At 68.4% G+C, this 15880-nt stretch carries 15 protein-coding genes; 10 read left to right on the top strand and 5 right to left on the bottom strand.

What is annotated here, in order from left to right; genetic code table 11:
• Positions 1-5: 5 nt before the first annotated feature.
• From ENSA7_RS41775 to ENSA7_RS41755, 5 genes are all read left to right on the top strand, one after another.
• Positions 6-668, top strand: a complete 663-nt coding sequence (locus ENSA7_RS41775; protein ID WP_181234676.1) for a TetR/AcrR family transcriptional regulator — start codon at positions 6-8, stop codon at positions 666-668.
• Positions 669-714: 46 nt separating this feature from the next.
• A complete protein-coding gene (locus ENSA7_RS41770) occupies positions 715-2646 on the top strand; it encodes an acyl-CoA dehydrogenase family protein (protein ID WP_106095008.1) in 1932 nt (643 codons plus the stop codon).
• A gap of 37 nt (positions 2647-2683) precedes the next feature.
• The gene (locus ENSA7_RS41765; protein WP_106095007.1) at positions 2684-3655 is read left to right on the top strand and encodes a MaoC family dehydratase; all 972 of its coding nucleotides are present in this window, start codon (positions 2684-2686) and stop codon (positions 3653-3655) included.
• Positions 3652-5118, top strand: coding sequence for a 3-oxoacyl-ACP reductase (locus ENSA7_RS41760; RefSeq protein WP_106095006.1), 1467 nt, complete (start codon positions 3652-3654; stop codon positions 5116-5118). The genes ENSA7_RS41765 and ENSA7_RS41760 overlap by 4 nt, the downstream gene beginning before the upstream one ends.
• 98 nt (positions 5119-5216) lie before the next feature.
• Complete coding sequence (locus ENSA7_RS41755; RefSeq protein WP_106095005.1) at positions 5217-6539, top strand: acetyl-CoA C-acyltransferase; 1323 nt, start codon at positions 5217-5219, stop codon at positions 6537-6539.
• An 11-nt stretch (positions 6540-6550) separates the two neighbouring features.
• Here ENSA7_RS41755 and ENSA7_RS41750 read toward each other — a convergent pair whose 3' ends face one another.
• Both ENSA7_RS41750 and deoC read right to left on the bottom strand, forming a co-directional pair.
• Positions 6551-6904, bottom strand: coding sequence for a hypothetical protein (locus ENSA7_RS41750; RefSeq protein ID WP_146158776.1), 354 nt, complete (start codon positions 6902-6904; stop codon positions 6551-6553).
• 38 nt (positions 6905-6942) lie between these two features.
• Positions 6943-7611, bottom strand: a complete 669-nt coding sequence (gene deoC / locus ENSA7_RS41745) for a deoxyribose-phosphate aldolase (protein WP_106095003.1) — start codon at positions 7609-7611, stop codon at positions 6943-6945.
• A gap of 314 nt (positions 7612-7925) precedes the next feature.
• Here deoC and ENSA7_RS41740 point away from each other — a divergent pair, with 314 nt between their 5' ends.
• Positions 7926-8687 carry a hypothetical protein gene (locus ENSA7_RS41740; protein WP_106095002.1) on the top strand — a complete coding sequence of 254 codons (762 nt, stop codon included), beginning with the start codon at positions 7926-7928 and terminating at the stop codon, positions 8685-8687.
• 7 nt (positions 8688-8694) lie between these two features.
• On the opposite strand, the gene ENSA7_RS41735 is transcribed toward ENSA7_RS41740, so the two are convergent.
• The gene (locus ENSA7_RS41735) at positions 8695-10827 is read right to left on the bottom strand and encodes a hypothetical protein (RefSeq protein ID WP_106095001.1); all 2133 of its coding nucleotides are present in this window, start codon (positions 10825-10827) and stop codon (positions 8695-8697) included.
• 114 nt (positions 10828-10941) lie between these two features.
• On the opposite strand from ENSA7_RS41735, the gene ENSA7_RS41730 reads away from it, so the two are divergent.
• Together ENSA7_RS41730 and ENSA7_RS41725 are read left to right on the top strand one after the other, a co-directional pair.
• Positions 10942-11190, top strand: coding sequence for a PspC domain-containing protein (locus tag ENSA7_RS41730; RefSeq protein WP_106095000.1), 249 nt, complete (start codon positions 10942-10944; stop codon positions 11188-11190).
• A 214-nt stretch (positions 11191-11404) separates the two neighbouring features.
• Positions 11405-11947, top strand: coding sequence for a hypothetical protein (locus tag ENSA7_RS41725; RefSeq protein WP_146158775.1), 543 nt, complete (start codon positions 11405-11407; stop codon positions 11945-11947).
• 19 nt (positions 11948-11966) lie between these two features.
• Here ENSA7_RS41725 and ENSA7_RS41720 read toward each other — a convergent pair whose 3' ends face one another.
• Both ENSA7_RS41720 and ENSA7_RS41715 read right to left on the bottom strand, forming a co-directional pair.
• Positions 11967-12569, bottom strand: coding sequence for a hypothetical protein (locus tag ENSA7_RS41720; RefSeq protein WP_106094998.1), 603 nt, complete (start codon positions 12567-12569; stop codon positions 11967-11969).
• Between the two features lie 16 nt (positions 12570-12585).
• The gene (locus ENSA7_RS41715; RefSeq protein ID WP_106094997.1) at positions 12586-13323 is read right to left on the bottom strand and encodes a molybdopterin-dependent oxidoreductase; all 738 of its coding nucleotides are present in this window, start codon (positions 13321-13323) and stop codon (positions 12586-12588) included.
• A 159-nt stretch (positions 13324-13482) separates the two neighbouring features.
• Between ENSA7_RS41715 and ENSA7_RS41710 the strand changes: the two genes are divergently transcribed.
• On the top strand, positions 13483-14505 hold the full coding sequence (locus tag ENSA7_RS41710; protein ID WP_106094996.1) for a class I fructose-bisphosphate aldolase: 1023 nt from the start codon (positions 13483-13485) through the stop codon (positions 14503-14505).
• A gap of 472 nt (positions 14506-14977) precedes the next feature.
• Positions 14978-15865 (top strand): hypothetical protein, encoded by an 888-nt coding sequence (locus ENSA7_RS44930; protein WP_181234674.1) that lies wholly within the window; start codon positions 14978-14980, stop codon positions 15863-15865.
• Positions 15866-15880: the final 15 nt, after the last annotated feature.

Raw genomic sequence — 15880 nt, 5'->3', positions numbered from 1 at the left:
GTCACGTGCCTACCCCTCGCAGCACACGCGCGGACATCGCGCAGCAGATCCTCGACCACGCGCGGCGTCTGTTCGCCGCCCATGGATTCGACGGCGTGTCCCTGGCCGACATCTCCAAGCGCGTCGGGATCCGCAAGCCCTCGCTGCTGTACCACTACGGCACCAAGGACACGCTGCGCCAGGCGGTGCTCGAGCAGCTGCTCGCCCACTGGAATGACGTGCTGCCCAAGCTGCTGATGGCGGCGACCACCGGCTCGGAGCAGTTCGACGCCGTGCTCTCGAAGACGGTCGCGTTCTTCGCCGAGGATCACGATCGGGCCCGGCTGATCCTGCGCGAGCTGCTGGATCGACCCCAGCAAATGCAGCCGCTGATCGAGCTGCACGTGCGCCCGTGGGTGACGATCGTCTCCAACTACATTCGCCGCGGCCAAGAGCAGGGCCGGGTCCGGTTCGAGGCCGACCCGCAGTCCTACGTGGCCCACATGACGGTCCTGGTGATCGGCAGCCTCGCGACCTTCGAGACCCTGGTCGCGCTCGCGCCCGAGCACGAGCCGCGCGAGCTGCTGCTCGAGCGCCACACCGCCGAGCTGCTGCGGATCGCCAAGACCAGCCTGTTTCGCCCGCGCCCAGCGGGCGTCGCCTCCCAAGCCAACGAGTCACCCCACTGAGTTCGCTGCCCACAGGCAGCCCCCTCGCCCGAGCTGAAAGCAGACCATGGCCAACTTCTTCGACGACAACGACGACCTGCGCTGGTACTTCGACCACGGCCTCGATTGGGATCCGATCGTGCGCCTGGCCGAGTGGAATTTTCGAGCCGAGGGTGGGCCCGAGACCGTCGCCGAGGGCGTCGAGACCTACCGTGACTTCGCCAGCATGATCGGCGCGTTCGTGGCCGAGGAGGTCGCGCCGCACTGGGAACAGCTCGATCGTGAGTCCCCTGCCCTGGTCGACGGCGAGGTGGTCCCGGGCGAGCGCATGCGCCTGATCTTCGAGCGCATGAAGCAGCTCGACCTGCACTGGATGTCGCTGCCGCGCGAGTTCGGCGGGATGAACAGCGCGCTGATCCTCTACATGATCACCACCGAGCTGCTGTCGCGCGGGGATCAGTCGGTCACGACCCACTTTGGCTTCCACGGCGGCATGGCCATGGCGATGCTGGTGTTCTCGATCCGCGAGGGCAGCTCCTCGTTCGACGCCGAGCAGGGCTGCATCACCAGCACCCGGTTTCAGGACTGGATCGAAGAGATCGGCGCGGGCGAGAGCTGGGGCGCGATGGACATCACCGAGCCCGACGCCGGCTCCGACATGGCCGCCCTGCGCTGCGTCGGCGAGGTCGACGAGCACGGCGACTGGTTCGTCAGCGGTCAGAAGATCTTCATCACGTCGGGCCACGCTCGGTTCCACTTCGTGATCGCCCGCACCGAGCAGGCCGCGGTCGGCAGCGAAGACGACGCCTACGCGGGCCTCGGCGGCCTGAGCTTCTTCTTGGTCCCCGCCTACGAGGACACCGCCGACGGGCGCACCCGCTACGCCACCGTCGACCGCCTCGAAGAGAAGATGGGTCACCACGCCTCGGCGACCTGCGCGATCAGCTTCGATCGCAGCCCCGCGCACCTGCTCGGCCAGCGCGGCGAGGGCTTCAAGTACATGCTCACGCTGATGAACAACGCCCGGATCGGCGTGGGCTTCGAGGCGCTCGGGCTGATGGAGGCCGCGTATCGCAAGGCGCTCGCCTACGCGCGCGAACGGCCGTCGATGGGCAAGACCATCGATCAGCACGAGATGGTCGCGGACCTGCTCGACGAGATGCGGACCGAGATCCAGGCGACGCGGGCCCTGGCCATGCACGCGGCCTGGCACGAAGAGATCGCCACCAAGCTCGAGCTCGCCCGCGACCACATGCCCGAGCTCGCCCCGGTCCCGGCCGACGAGATCGACGCGGAGATCATCAAGCACAAGGCCGCCGCGCGCCGGGCCACCCCGCTGCTCAAGTACTTCGCGGGTGAGCGGGCCGTCGAGCACGCCCGGCGCTGCGTGCAGATCCACGGCGGCAACGGCTACATCAAAGAGTACGGGGCCGAGAAGCTGCTGCGCGACGCGATGATCCTGCCGATCTACGAGGGCACCAGCCAGATCCAGTCGCTGATGGCCATGAAAGACACCCTGGCCGGGGTCATGAAAGACCCGCAGAAGTTCGTGCGCGAGCTGGCCCAGGCCCGCTGGCGCGCGCTCTCGGCCCGGGATCCGCTCGAGCGCCGGGTCGCCAAGCTGCAGGTCATTGCCTACGACGCCACGCAATTGTTGCTGCGCAAGACCGCGACCGACAAGGTCCGTTCGCTGTCGGACAAGCCCATGGCACGCTGGTCCGAGGCGTTCTTGAAGGACTGGAACCCCAAGCGCGACTTCGCCTGGGCCATGCTCCACGCCGAGCGGCTCACCCGGATCCTCGTCGACGTCCAGATCGCCGAGATCCTGCTGGCCCAGGCCCAGGCGCACGAACAGCGGCGTGAGCTGTGCGAGCGCTGGCTAGACCGCGCCGAGCCGCGCGACAGGTTCTTGCTCGACGAGATCACCACCACGGGCCGGCGGCTGCTCGCCGATCTCGCCCGCAAGCGCATCACCGACGAGCGCGCCGCGGCGGAATGATCCAAACCAAAGAGCCGACCCAGCAGGACCAATCGACATGCCGCTACCGACCAAGCATATCCGCAGTCAGGGATCCGTGATCGCGTCGATCGGAGCCACGGCACTCACTGCCCTGCGCCGGTCCGTCACCGGTGCGGGCCCCGAGAGCCTGCCCGAGCTGCCCAGCCCCGAGCTGCACCAAACGCTCAGCCCGCGCCCGCGCGAGCTGATCCGTGACTACGTGCGGTTTTGCGGGGGCGATCCCAGCAGCTACAAGCACACCGTGCCGCCCCACCTGTGGCCACAGTGGGGCTTTCCGCTGGCGGCGAAGACCCTCGAGCAGATCCCCTACCCGCTGTTCAAGGTGCTCAACGGCGGCTGCCGCGTCGAGGTCAACGGGACGCTCGCCAACGACGAGCCGCTCGAGGTCAGCGCCCGCCTGGTCAGCATCGACGAGAACGAGCGTCGCGCGGTGCTCGAGCATCAGGTCGTGACTGGAACCGCCGCGAACCCTCGGGCGATCGTCGCGACGATGTATGCGATCGTGCCGCTCGGCGGCGGCTCCAAGCGCTCGGGTCAGAGCAAGCCGCAGCCCGAGCGGGTCCCCCTCGACGCCGAGGAGCTCGCCCGCTGGAAGCTCGCCCCCAACGCCGGCTTGGCCTTTGCGATGTTGACTGGTGACTTCAACCCGGTCCACTGGCTCCCGCCCTATGCCCGCGCGTTTGGGTTTCGCAACACGATCCTGCATGGCTTCGCCAGCATGGCGATGGCCTGGGAGCGGCTGGTCCGCTCGCGCTACGGCGGCTCGCCCACGGCGATCCGCTGCGTCGACGTGAAATTCACCAAGCCCCTGACCTTACCCGCCAAGGTCGGCCTGTATCTGCAAGCCGACGAGCCGGGTGAACCGGGTGAGCCCGAGCGCGATCAGACCCAGGATCGCATCTGGGTCGCGGCGGCCCCCGGCGCCTCCCCTTACCTCGCCGGCACCGTACGCGGTGCCAGGCCTGCAACACAGAGCACACGATCATGAACGACATCCTGCTGCAACTCGGTAAGAACCCCCAGGCCCGTCGCCTGGTCAAGACCCTCGGCCTCCCCCTCCCGATCCCCCAGGCGCTCGCGCGGGCCAAGGGCCCAATGGAAGCGCGCCCGCTCCACGACTACGAGATCGCCGTAGGCGGCTACGCGGGGCCCGGCGAGTCGGCGCTGATCGACGTGCTCGCCAAGACGTTGACCCAAGCCGGCGCCACGCCGCTAGTCGTCGGTGACGCCCACATTCCCCCGGCCTTCCTCGCCCACGGCGACGCCTGGGGCCGTCCGCCGCGGGGACTGCTGCTCGATGCGCTCCCCGACAAGCTGAGGCTCGACGCGATGGTGTTCGACGCCACGCAGATCACCGACACCGCGGGCCTGCGCAGCCTCTACGAGTTCTTTCACCCGCTGGTCCGCAGCCTGCGAAAGTGCGGGCGCGTGGTCCTGCTCGCGCGACCGCCCGGCTCCGCCCGCAGTCCCGAGGTCGCGGGCGCCCAGGCTGCGATCGAAGGGTTCTGCCGGTCGCTCGGCAAGGAGCTCGGCAAGACCGGGACGACCGTCAACGTGTTATTCGTCGAAGAGGCCGCGGAGGCCCTGATCCCCGGCCCGCTGCGGTTCTTGCTGTCCAAGCGCAGCGCGTTCATTTCGGGTCAGCCGCTTCATGTCAGCGCCCGGGCCCTCGACGACGAGGGCCTCGCCGCGTTCGAGCCAGCGTTCGTCCGCTCGCTCGAGGGCAAGGTCGCGCTGGTCACCGGAGCCGCGCGCGGGATCGGCAAGGCCACCGCCAAGCTGCTCGCCGACGAGGGCGCCCACGTGGTCTGCCTCGATCGCCCCGCCGACGACGAGCTGCTCAGCGCCGTCGCCCTGGAGATCGGCGGCACCCCGCTGCTCGCCGACGTGAGCGATCCGGAGGCGCCCGCGCTGATCGCCAAGACCCTGCGCGAGGATCACGGCGGCGTCGACATTGTCGTCCACAACGCCGGCATCACCCGCGACAAGACCCTCGCCCGGATGTCCCCCGAGCACTGGGATCAGGTGTTCTCGATCAACCTCCAGGCGATCGTTCGGATCAACGACGCGCTGATCGGCGACGACGGCCCGCTGCTCGACGACGGCCGCGTGATCGTGCTCAGCTCGATCGCCGGGATCGCTGGCAACCTGGGCCAGACCAACTACGCCGCGACCAAGGCCGGCGTGATCGGCTACGTCCGCCGGCTCGCCGACGAGCTCGAGGGCCGCGGCGTCACCGTCAACGCGATCGCGCCGGGCTTCATCGAGACCCGGCTGACCGCGGCGATCCCCGTGATGATCCGCGAGGTCGGCCGGCGGCTGTCCAGCCTCGGCCAGGGCGGGATGCCGCGCGACATCGGCGACGCGATCACCTTCTTGGCGACGCCCGCCAGCCAGGGGCTCACCGGCAACGTCCTGCGCGTGTGCGGGCAGTCGTTCGTCGGGTCCTGATCCCGTCCTGACTCAGCACGCTCCCACCACGAACTAGCGCTCGCACGCCGTCCGCTACCGGGTCAGCCACCTGGCCCGCGCCCAGAACCGACCTCACCATGCCAGTCAGCAAGCAAGACCAAACCAAACAGCGCGCCGTGATCGTGTCCGGCGTCCGCACTCCCTTCGTCAAGGCGTTCGCCGAGTTCCTGCCGCTCGACACCATCGCGCTCGGTGACGCCGCCGTCTCGGCCCTGCTCAAGCGGACCGAGCTGCCCCGCCGCGAGCTCGACTCGATCGTGTGGGGCGGCGTGATCCTGCCCAGCGCCGCGCCCAACGTCGGCCGCGAGATCGCCCTGGATCTCGGCCTCCCGCCCTCGGTCGAGGCCATGACCTGCACGCGCGCGTGCGCCAGCGGGCTGCAGGCGATCACCCTCGCGGTCGCAGCGATCGAGCGCGGTGAGGCCGACGTGGTCATCGCGGGTGGCTCGGACTCGACCTCGAACGCCGAGCTCAAGGTCCCGCAGAAGCTCGTGCGCGCCCTCGGTCCGATGATGATGGGCCCCAACAAGGGCAAGGCGACGCCCCGCGACATGCTCGGCGTGCTCAGCCAGCTGATGCCGATCACCGAGATCCTGCCCAGGATCCCCAAGATCGCCGAGCGCACGACCGGCGAGCTCATGGGCGAGAGCGCCGAGAAGATGGCGGTTCGCAACGAGATCAGCCGTCAGGCCCAAGACGAGTTCGCGGCCCGCAGCCACCACCGCGCGGCCGAGGCGATCGCCTCGGGTCGGTTCCGCGACGAGGTCGCGCCGGTCGAGACCCCGAGCGGCAAGTGGGTCCACCAAGACACGATCGTCCGCGGCGACACCAGCGTAGAGAAGCTCGCCAAGCTGCGCCCGGTGTTCAACAAGAACGGCAGCCTCACGGCCGGCAACTCGAGCCCGCTGACCGACGGCGCGTCCGCGGTCCTGATCATGAGCGAAGAAAAGGCCAAGGCCCTCGGCTACACGCCGCTCGCTCGGTTCGCCTCGTGGTCCTACGTCGGCTGCGATCCCGCCGATCAGCTGCTGATGGGCCCCGCGCTGGCGATGCCGCAGGCGCTGGCCCGGGCCGGCTACGAGCTCAGCGACATGGACCTCGTCGACATGCACGAGGCCTTCGCCGCCCAGGTGCTCAGCGTGCTGTCCATGCTCGCCAGCGACAACTTCGCCAAGGCCCGACTCGGCCGCGACAAGGCCGTCGGCGAGGTCGACCCCGCGATCCTCAATGTCCACGGCGGCTCGGTCGCCCTCGGTCACCCGTTCGGCGCCACCGGGGCCCGCATGGTCACGACCGTCGCCAACGAGCTGCATCTCACGGGCAAGGCCTTCGCGCTGCTGGGCCTGTGTGCCGCGGGCGGCCTCGGAGCCGCCGCCGTGCTGGAAAACGCCGAGCTGTAGCTCTCGGCGCGCTACCGGCCGGAGCGCATGAGCGTGGTCATGCGTCGCTTGTGGTCCGCCTCGGCCCACACGCGATCGCGGCCACGCCCGCGCAGGCGCAGGCGCTTGAGTCGGCGGTTCTCGAACCCGAACACGATCAGCGAGCGCAGCGCGTCCTCGTTGGTCTCGACCCGCACGTCATCGCGCAGCGAGACCCACTGCGCCTCCGATAAATTGCGCTTGAACTCGGTGAGCAGCCGCGCGCACTCCCACTCGGTGAACGCGACCTCGGCCCGCTCGCACATGCGCCTCAGCAGCGCGCGCTCACGGTCGGAGCTGCAGCGGGGCGGCTGATCGTGACGAGCTGCTGGCGGACGCGCGGGCACGCTCCGTCATGCTCGCACAAACCATCGGCGCGCGCCGCCTACCACTCGTCGAGGATCCGCAGCGAGGCGCTCGCGCCGATCCGCGAGGCCCCGGCCTCGATCATGGCCCGGGCCGTCGCGGCGTCGCGGATCCCACCAGACGCCTTGACGCCGATCGTCTCACCGACAGCCCGCCGCATCACCGCCACCGCCTCCACGGTCGCGCCGCCCGGCCCGAACCCGGTAGAAGTCTTCACGAAGCTCGCTCCACCCGCGACCGCGAGCGCGCTCGCGTCGGCGATCATCTCCGCCTCCAGCAGCGCGATCTCCAAGATGACCTTCACGACCCGGCCCTGCGCCGCGTCCACCACCCGCGCGATGTCGTCGCGGACCTGGTCGTGGCGCCCGTCGAGGAACCACCCCACGTTCATGACCATGTCGAGCTCGTCCGCGCCGTGCTCGACGGCCACCCGCGCCTCGGCGGCCTTGCTCGCCGTCGTGGTCGCCCCCAGCGGAAACCCGATGACCGTGCACACCCGCGCCTCGCTTCCGGCGAGCTGCCGCTTGGCCCGCGTGACCCAGCACGGGTTCACGCAGACCGAGAACAGCTCACGGGTGCGGGCCTCGGCACAGAGCTGATCGATCGCGCTCGCTGTCGCGCTCGGCACCAGCAGCGTGTGATCGATCAGGCGGGCGAGCTCGGCGGCGGCGCGCGGGAGATCGGGCATGCGCGAGCTGTCGCATCACCATCGCCGCCACGCAAGCGCAGTTGCACGACGCAGCGTCTCACTTCGCCACGGTTTTTTTCCGACGCGCGCCGCGAGCAGGAGCAAAACCTCAGGGTCGACCCGCCGCCGCGGTCTTTCGATCGGAAACCTCCCGGCAACGTCGGTCATCGGTCGCTCCGAACCCCAATCGAGCGGTCGCGCGAAGTCGAGCCCGCGCGCGCGAGCGTGGTCCGAGTCACCAACCATCCCCGAGTCGGGCCGCTCACCCAATTCACATTTGAATCATCAGCAATGGATGGTAATCGAATGACGCGATGTCGTCACGCAAGCGCCACTTCGTCTCTCCGTCTCGCAACCCCCTGGTCAAGCTCGCGCTCACGGGTGCGCTCGCAGGCGGCCTCGTCAGCGTCGGCGGTTGTCACTGGCTGTTGTGGGACGAGCACGGCGAGGACGTGTTCGAGTGGTGCGACGAGGAGTACGAGGCGTGCCTCGACAACGCCAACAACGACCAGGACGAGCAGTGGTGCGAGGACGACGTCAAGTACTGCTACGAGTCGTGCGAGGGCGGCTGGGACGACGACGCAGCCGAGGACACGGGCGCCGACGAGGGCGACGAGGGCGACGAGGGTGACGAGGGCAGCGAGGGCAGCAGCGACGACGGCGGTGAGGACGAGGGCGAGACCGGCGACGATCCAGGCGTGTGCATCGATCTATTTGGCAACTGCATCGACAGCGCCGAGACCCTGCAGGACGTCGAAGCCTGCGAGGCGCTCTACGATCAGTGCATCGACCCGGGCGAGTGCCCCGAGTGCGGCGGCTGCCCTGCCGACGAGCTCGAGGCCTGCCTCGCCGACTATGCCGACTGCACCGAGCTAGCCGACACCCCCGAGAAGGTCGAGCTGTGCGCGGGCGGGTTCGACTCGTGCACGGCCGGGTTTGCCGACGAGTGTCAGGTCGACGAGAACCCCAACCTCGACGAGTGCCTCGACCAACATCAGCTGTGCATCGCGTGTGCGGACGGCGAGCTGCAGATCCAGGCGTGCCAGGACGTGTTCGACTCCTGCATGGCGAGCTGACGCCGCATCAAAGCTTGGCCGCGGCGGCGTCGAGATCGGCCTGGCGGATCTGAACCAGCTCCTCGCGCAGCACCGAGATGCGCGACTGGATGTCCTCATACTCGGCCCAGTCGCGCCCCATGTCGTCGCCCATCATGAACCACCGCAGCGGGACCGCCAGCGGGGATGAGGTCGAGGCCATCCGCCACTGCGCGTGAACGTCCAGCCCGTCGCTGAGCCGGTCGATCTGCAGGCCGGCGTCACCGAGATCGGCCATGAACCCGAGGGCGCGCTCGAACTCCTGCGTCGCCTGCCGACGCTGGTACGCGTTGAGCTCGTCGACCACTTTGCCCAGCTCCTTGTGCTTGCGCTTGAAGTCGCGCGACCTGGGGACCTGGGCGGCCTGCTCGGGGCTGAGCGTGGCGTGGGCGTCGAGCTCGTACAGCATCGAGTCGGCGTCCTGCTCCCACGGCTCGTGCGCCTCGATCAGCGCCAGCCATGTCCAGCGCTGATACATCCGCAGCGACGGGGTCGGCGAGGGCCCCCGAAGCGGGTGGTTCGGATCCGCGAGCTGCTCGGCCTGGGCCCCGGGCCGGGCGTCTCGGATCCGGGCGGCGAGCTTGGTGTCGGTGCTGACGATCAGCCGATCACCGACGATCGACAGCTGCACCTCGCGCCACTCGGGCGGGCTCACGATCCACGCGTCGCCGCGCTTGGCTCGAGTCAGCAGTCCGCCCATCACCCCCGAGGCGCTCGCGGCATCGAGCACCCGTCGCATCACGTCGGGCTTGGCCAGCTGCACGTAGGCCGCGAGTCCAAGGCTGTTGGGGACCTCCGAGAGCCGCTTCGGATCGGGCTGCCTGGCCTGGGTCAGTATCAGGCCGCCCGCGCCGGTCAGCGCCGGGATCAGCTCGCCGAGCACGTCGACGCCGAGCTCCGATCGTATCTTGGCGTTGATCGACGCCAGTTCCTCCCCGTCGGCCTTGGCGAGCAGCGAGACCAACTCCACGAGCACCTGCATGTTGGCGCGCCCATCGATCGCCATCAGCGGCGGCTCATCGAGCGCGCGGAGCAAGGGCGACTCCGCGTCGGCCGGCGCGAACAGATCGCCCAGCAGACTCGCCCCCGGGATCAGCACCCGCCCGTGGCCGTCGATCCCGTCAGCGCGCAGCTCGGCGGCGAACACGGCGGCGCCGATCGGCCCGAACAAGCTGCGAGTCAGCTCGCGCTCGTGGACCTCCCGGGCCGCCCGCTCCTGCTCCCAGCGTCGCTCCTCCTCGACGCGCTGCTCGAGCTCGCGCAGTGTCGCCGCCGACTGCCCCGACGCGCGGGCCCGGTCGAGCTCTTCTTGCGCGTAGCGGACTCCCCAGTCGCTGCGTTCGTCGTGGGTCTCGCGCTGGATCTGCTCGCGCAGCTCGCCTGGATTCACGAAGATCAGCCCGTCATCGGCCGACGCGAGCTGCTCCCGGGCCCACGAGAACGACTCGGTCCGGCTCAGCGCCTCGCGTGGATCAATGGTTGCGATCGTCGCCGCGTAGTCCCGCGGGGCCCGCTCGGGACGCTCGATCAACACCACGCACGCGACGCCCTCGCGCAGCACCAGGCTCAGCGCGTCACCAAACCGGTACACGTGCGCGAGGCCGACCTCGGCCGAAGCCAGGTTGTCACGCTGTCCGCTCAGGTCCGCCAGGCGCTCGATGAAGCGCTCGAACGCGGGCTGATCCGAGAGGCTCGCGTAGCCAATGAAGCCCCGGGCCTCGACATCGAGCAGACCGACACCGATCGGGCCGTGGACGTCGAGCCCGACCTGCTGCCACTGGGCCCCGTCGAGCAGATCCACGCCGATCTGCGAGCGCAGCTCCCCGCGCATGGTGTGGAACTGCGCGAACTCGTCGAGCGGCGCCAGCAGGCCCAAGATCGCCTCGGGATCGATCGCCTCCGCGAGCAGCGAGACCTCGGCGGGCAGCAGATCGGTCGGCGCCTCGACCGGCAGCGGCTCGACCCGCTCCCTCGCCTCGCCCTGGTTCTCGGCCGCCTGTTCCTCGTCTCGCAGCTGCTCGAGCGGCAGCTTGCTCGACGTGGTGCGGCAGGCGGCGAGCCCGAGCGCGAGCGTGAGGAGCAACGGTGCCGAGGCGAGAACGGGGCGCGTGACGAGAGACATCCGGGCGCGAGTCTACCGGGCGTGATGGCGCACGGCTCGGGGGCCTGGACATCGCCGAAAATGAACCCACGCTGGCGCCGGCCCGACCCCAACGCGGGGCCAGCGAGAGCAGCAATGACCCAAAAACTGTACCGATCCAACAATGAGCGAATGATCCTGGGTGTCTGCGGCGGCATCGCCGAGCGCATGGGCTGGGACCCCACGCTGGTCCGCCTCGCGTTCGTGCTGCTGTTCTTCACGGGTCCAGGGTTGCTCGCGTATCTCGTCGGCGCGATCGTGATCCCGCGCGCCCCGCAGCTGGGCCCTGGCGAGGAGCTACGTGCGATTCAGCAGTCGACGCCCAACTCCCTCTCACGCCGATAGTGTCACCTTGTGACATGCCCCCGCGCAAGATCGTTCGCGCGAAGAATGCGCGCTTCTACGCCAGTTTCGGCGTAAGCACTTGATTTTGTGTAGTTAAAAACTGTGCATCTATCTGCGCGTCTGTTCTAGACGACAGTTGCAGATAGTGTACAGTGAAGCGGTGAGCACTCCTAAAATCGTGTGCGCCCTATCACTCGGCTCTTTCTTAGTGCTCGTGACCGGCCTCGTCATTGGCTCCGATGTCTGGGCAGGTAGCCTGCATGACCTCCCGGTCCCCGCGGCCATCACCCAAGACACGCTCGATCATGCGCGCGCCTTCGATGGCAACTACGTGTTCGATGGCGGTCAAAAACAACGTGACGGCGTGAACGAGGCGATCGAGACCTCGCTCGCTGCGATCAACCCGATGGTGCGAAAGCTCGGTCGCCAGCGCCTGCAGGAGACCAACGCAATCCCCAAGAACCTGTCGATCCGGGTCGACGATGAAGCCGTGGCGATCCTGTTCGACGGCGAGGGCCACCGGGCCCAGCTCGACGGCACGCCGCACAAGACCGAGTCCAAGCAAGGCGACAAGGTCAAGGTCAGCCATCGCGTGCGGGGGACCAAGCTGGTCGAGCTGCTCGACGGCGTCGGCGGCGACCGTCAAAACGACTTCAAGCTCAACGCCGGCGGCAGTCGCGTGACGGTCCAGGTCAAGATCACCTCGTCGCATCTGCCGGTCCCCGTCGAGTACCAGCTCACCTACAAGCGCAAGTGAGCGGCCGCCGTGGGTGGCCCTAAGGGCCTCCAGATAGCAGTACATAGCCAACCGGGACCGCGGCCCCGATCAGCACCAAGATCCACCCGCGTCCCGCCATGCCCTTCTTGCCGGGCAACATCAACATGCCCGAGCTGGCCAGGAACAACAGCAGCACGGCGTAGCCATCGGCGACGACGGTCCAGGCCTGCTTGCCACGGTTGAGGTGCAACCAGTTGGCCAGGCGCAGGAGCCGACGCTGGTGCTGCCCGCGATCGAGGATCGTCATGTTCGCGCCGTCGACAAACAGAGATCGATCCGCGAGCTGGATCTCCAGCTCCTGCTCGTACAGGAACACGTCGCTCGGCGTCTCCTCGATCCCAAGCTGCGCGAGGACCATGCGCGCCGCTTCGCGCTCGTCATCGGGCAGCGGCGACGCGAGCACGTGGGTGCGCTCGAACTGGGTGTAGTTGGGATCCCAGTCCTCGATGTGGTTGACCGCCAGCCCCGAGCACGCGTAGACGAACGTCAACCCAACGACGAGATAGCCAAGATCCCGATGCAGTGAGCGCAGCCGCGGGCGCCAGCGTACTGGCTTGCGCTCGCGCGAAGGTTGCGGTTCGGGTTGTCCGTCGTCGGCCATCGGTCTCGCCAGTGTCTCACCCGTAGCGCTGCTCGAGCCACGGATCCGCGTGGTTGTGATAGCCGCGGACCTCCCAGAACCCCGGCTCGTCCCGCTCGACGAAGCGAATTCCCTCGAGCCACTTGGCGCTCTTCCAGAAGTACAGGTGCGGGATCAGGGCGCGGGCGGGTGCGCCGTTTGGGCTGGCCAGGGGCTCGCCCTCGTAGCGATGAGCCACGAGCGAGCTGTCCGCGAGCGCGTCTTCAATGCGCACGTTGGCGGTGTAGCCGTGGGCCGCCTCGAGGATCACGTGGCGCGCCGTCGGCCGGACCTGGGCGCGGGCGGCCAGCTCGGCCACACGCACACCCTGCCAGCGAGCGCCGAGCCGCGACCACCCGGTGACGCAGTGAACATCGAGGTCGAGCTCGGCCTGCGGGAGCGACGAGAGCTCGGCGAAGTCGAGCTCGAACGGGGCATCGACGGCGCCATGAACTTTCAGGCGAAACGCAGACTTGCGGACGTCGCCGCGGCTGCCGCCCATTGGTTTGAGCTGCTCGATGACCTTCTGCCCGGGCGGCAGCCGGGCGCGACCATCTGGCAGCCGCTCGCGCCGGGCCGCCTTGGTCTGCTCGTCGGGGACCAGGAAGTAGTAGCCACCGAGCGCCGCGACCGTGGTCCCGACCGCGGCCAACCGGATGAAGCGCCGTCGCTCCTCCCGGCGCCGAGCCTGCTGTGCCTGCTCGTCGAGCAGCCCGCCTCGCTTGGTCGCGCTCATGATCGATTGACCTGGTTCACGCGGTTACGGCCGCGCCCAGCAGTCGGTTACTCGCAGCTCGGTCCGGCGCCACGCCAGCATCATACGCGCTCTTGACTTCGCGCCGGTCGCCAGCGAGTGTCCGAAGCAATCCGCGAGCCGCGGGCGAGATCGACCATCATGAATCAGGACACGCTGACCAGCACTGCACGCGAACTCGTCGCCCCCGCCAAGGGCATCTTGGCCGCGGATGAGAGCTTCTCGACGATCGGCAAGCGACTCGCCTCGATCGGTGTCGAGAACACCGAAGAGCACCGCCGCACCTATCGAGAATTGCTGTTCAGCACGGCCGGGGTCGAGGCGTTCATCTCCGGCGTGATCATGTTCGAAGAGACGCTCGGCCAGCGCACCAAGGAAGGCCGGCTGTTCACCGAGATGCTGACCGAGCGCGGGATCATGCCCGGCATCAAGGTCGACCTGGGCGCCAAGCCGCTGGCCCTGCACAACAACGAATTGGTCACCTCGGGCCTCGACGGGCTGCGCGACCGGCTGCTCGGCTACCGCGAGCAGGGCGCCCGATTCGCCAAGTGGCGGGCGGTCATCACGATCGGTGACGGCATCCCCAGCGAGGCCTGCATCGTCGCCAACGCCCACGCCCTGGCCCGCTACGCCGCGCTCTGCCAAGAAGCCGAGATCGTCCCGATCGTCGAGCCCGAGGTCCTGATGGACGGCGACCACGACATCGACCGCTGCGATCAGGTCACCGCGCGGACCCTGAGCGAGGTCTTCACCGCGCTGCGCCGCCACGACGTGCTGCTCGAGGGCATCCTGCTCAAGCCCAACATGGTCATCTCGGGTAGCACGTGCCCGACCCAGGCCAGCGTGGACGAGGTCGCGCAACGAACCATGCGCTGCCTGCTGCGCAACGTCCCCGCCGCCGTTCCGGGCATCGTGTTCCTGTCTGGCGGCCAGGACGACGTGTTGGCAACCGCCCATCTCAACGCCATGAATGGGCTCCACGTCGACAGTCCGTGGGAGCTCAGCTTCTCGTACGGACGCGCGCTCCAGCAGGGCGCGCTCAAGGCCTGGGGCGGCAAGCCCGAGCAATTCGCTGCCGGCCAAAAGGCCTTCTACCAGCGCGCAAAGGCCAATTCAGCGGCGGCGTCGGGCCGCTGGGATCAGGGCCTCGAGAAGACGGCGTAGGCGCGCTGCCTAGGCGCTCTGCTCAGCCGCTGTGGGGCTCGCAACCGCACAGCATGCACGGTGCTGGGTCATCGGTGCGCAGCAACCACCCGCAGGCCGGACAGGGTCGCCCCTCGACGACCGGTTGCGGCTGACCGGACGATGGGCTGACGCCCACTCCGTAGTGCGCAAAAAGATCCCCCGAGCCAGGGTCGCGCGCCGCCAGCGGCGTCTCCGCTCGCGACGCTAGCGAATTCGCGCCCAACGGACGCGGCTGCACACGCGGTGGCGCGAGCCTACGCACCCCTGGTGCCTGACGTGGCATCGTCGTGACTGTAGCACCCGCGCGCATCAATCAGGCGATGCATTGCCTGGCTCGATGGTCTTCGCGCTTTGTTCCATGAGCCATCACCGACTCGGGCGTGTAGCAGGGCCCATGTGCTCCTGCGTCCGACATCTGCGCTACACTGCGCGACCCCCCAAGGAGGTCCGCATGAAACAAGCCGTTTTCAAGACGATATTAGTGGCTCTGCCGCTCACTCTGGCGATCCCGGCGAGCGCTGCTCCCCCCACCGACGACGCCGCCGCCACCGTCGAGATCAGCGAAGAAGAGGCGCTCGAAGATGACATCTTGATGGTCATCGATCTCCCGATCGCCGCCGATGAAGCCCGGGACGCAGGTCTCGAGGAGGCCGAGATCGATGAGGCACTCGACGCCGCCGAGCAGGCTGCCGTTTCACCCGCGGTCATCACCGAGGCCCTCGACGACGAGGCCGAGCACTTCCGCGGCAAGGGCAAGCGCAAGGCGTTCGGGATGTGGGTCAAGCTGCATGTCGCGAAGGGCGTCCAGGGCGAGGAGCTCGCCGCGTTGATCCGCGATCGCCAAGAGGACCTCGCGGACATGACCGACGAGGAGAAGGCGGAGCTCGAGGCCAAGATCAAGGAGCTCGGGATCAAGCATCGCGCACATCGCAAGGCGTTGCACGAGAAGCGCAAGCAGCTACACGAAGAGGGCAAAGAGATCAGCTTCGAAGGCAAAGAACGCCACGACAAGATGATCGCCAAGGCCGCCAAGCGCCACGCTGAAGCCAAGGCCATGTGGAAGCAGGCCAAGAAGGCCCACAAGCTGGCCAAGCACGGCGACAAGGTGGCCGAGAAGCGCGAGGACATGGCCGAGAAGCGCGAGGACATGGCCGAGAAGCGCGAGGACATGGCCGAGAAGCGCGAGGACATGGCCGAGAAGCGCGAGGACATGGCCGAGAAGCGCGAAGACATGGCCGAGAAGCGCGACGAGAAGCTGGAGAAGCGCGAGGAGAAGATGGAGAAGCGCGACGACAAACCGGGTAAACCGGGCAAACCAGGCAAGCAGGGGCCCAAGTGAGGAACGGAGCCATGA

The organism is Enhygromyxa salina, from assembly GCF_002994635.1.
In the GTDB taxonomy this organism is placed as follows: Bacteria; Myxococcota_A; Polyangia; order Nannocystales; family Nannocystaceae; genus Plesiocystis; species Plesiocystis salina_B.
The sequence above is the reverse complement of the archived record's forward strand: the minus strand, read 5'-3'. Positions and strand labels throughout refer to the sequence as shown.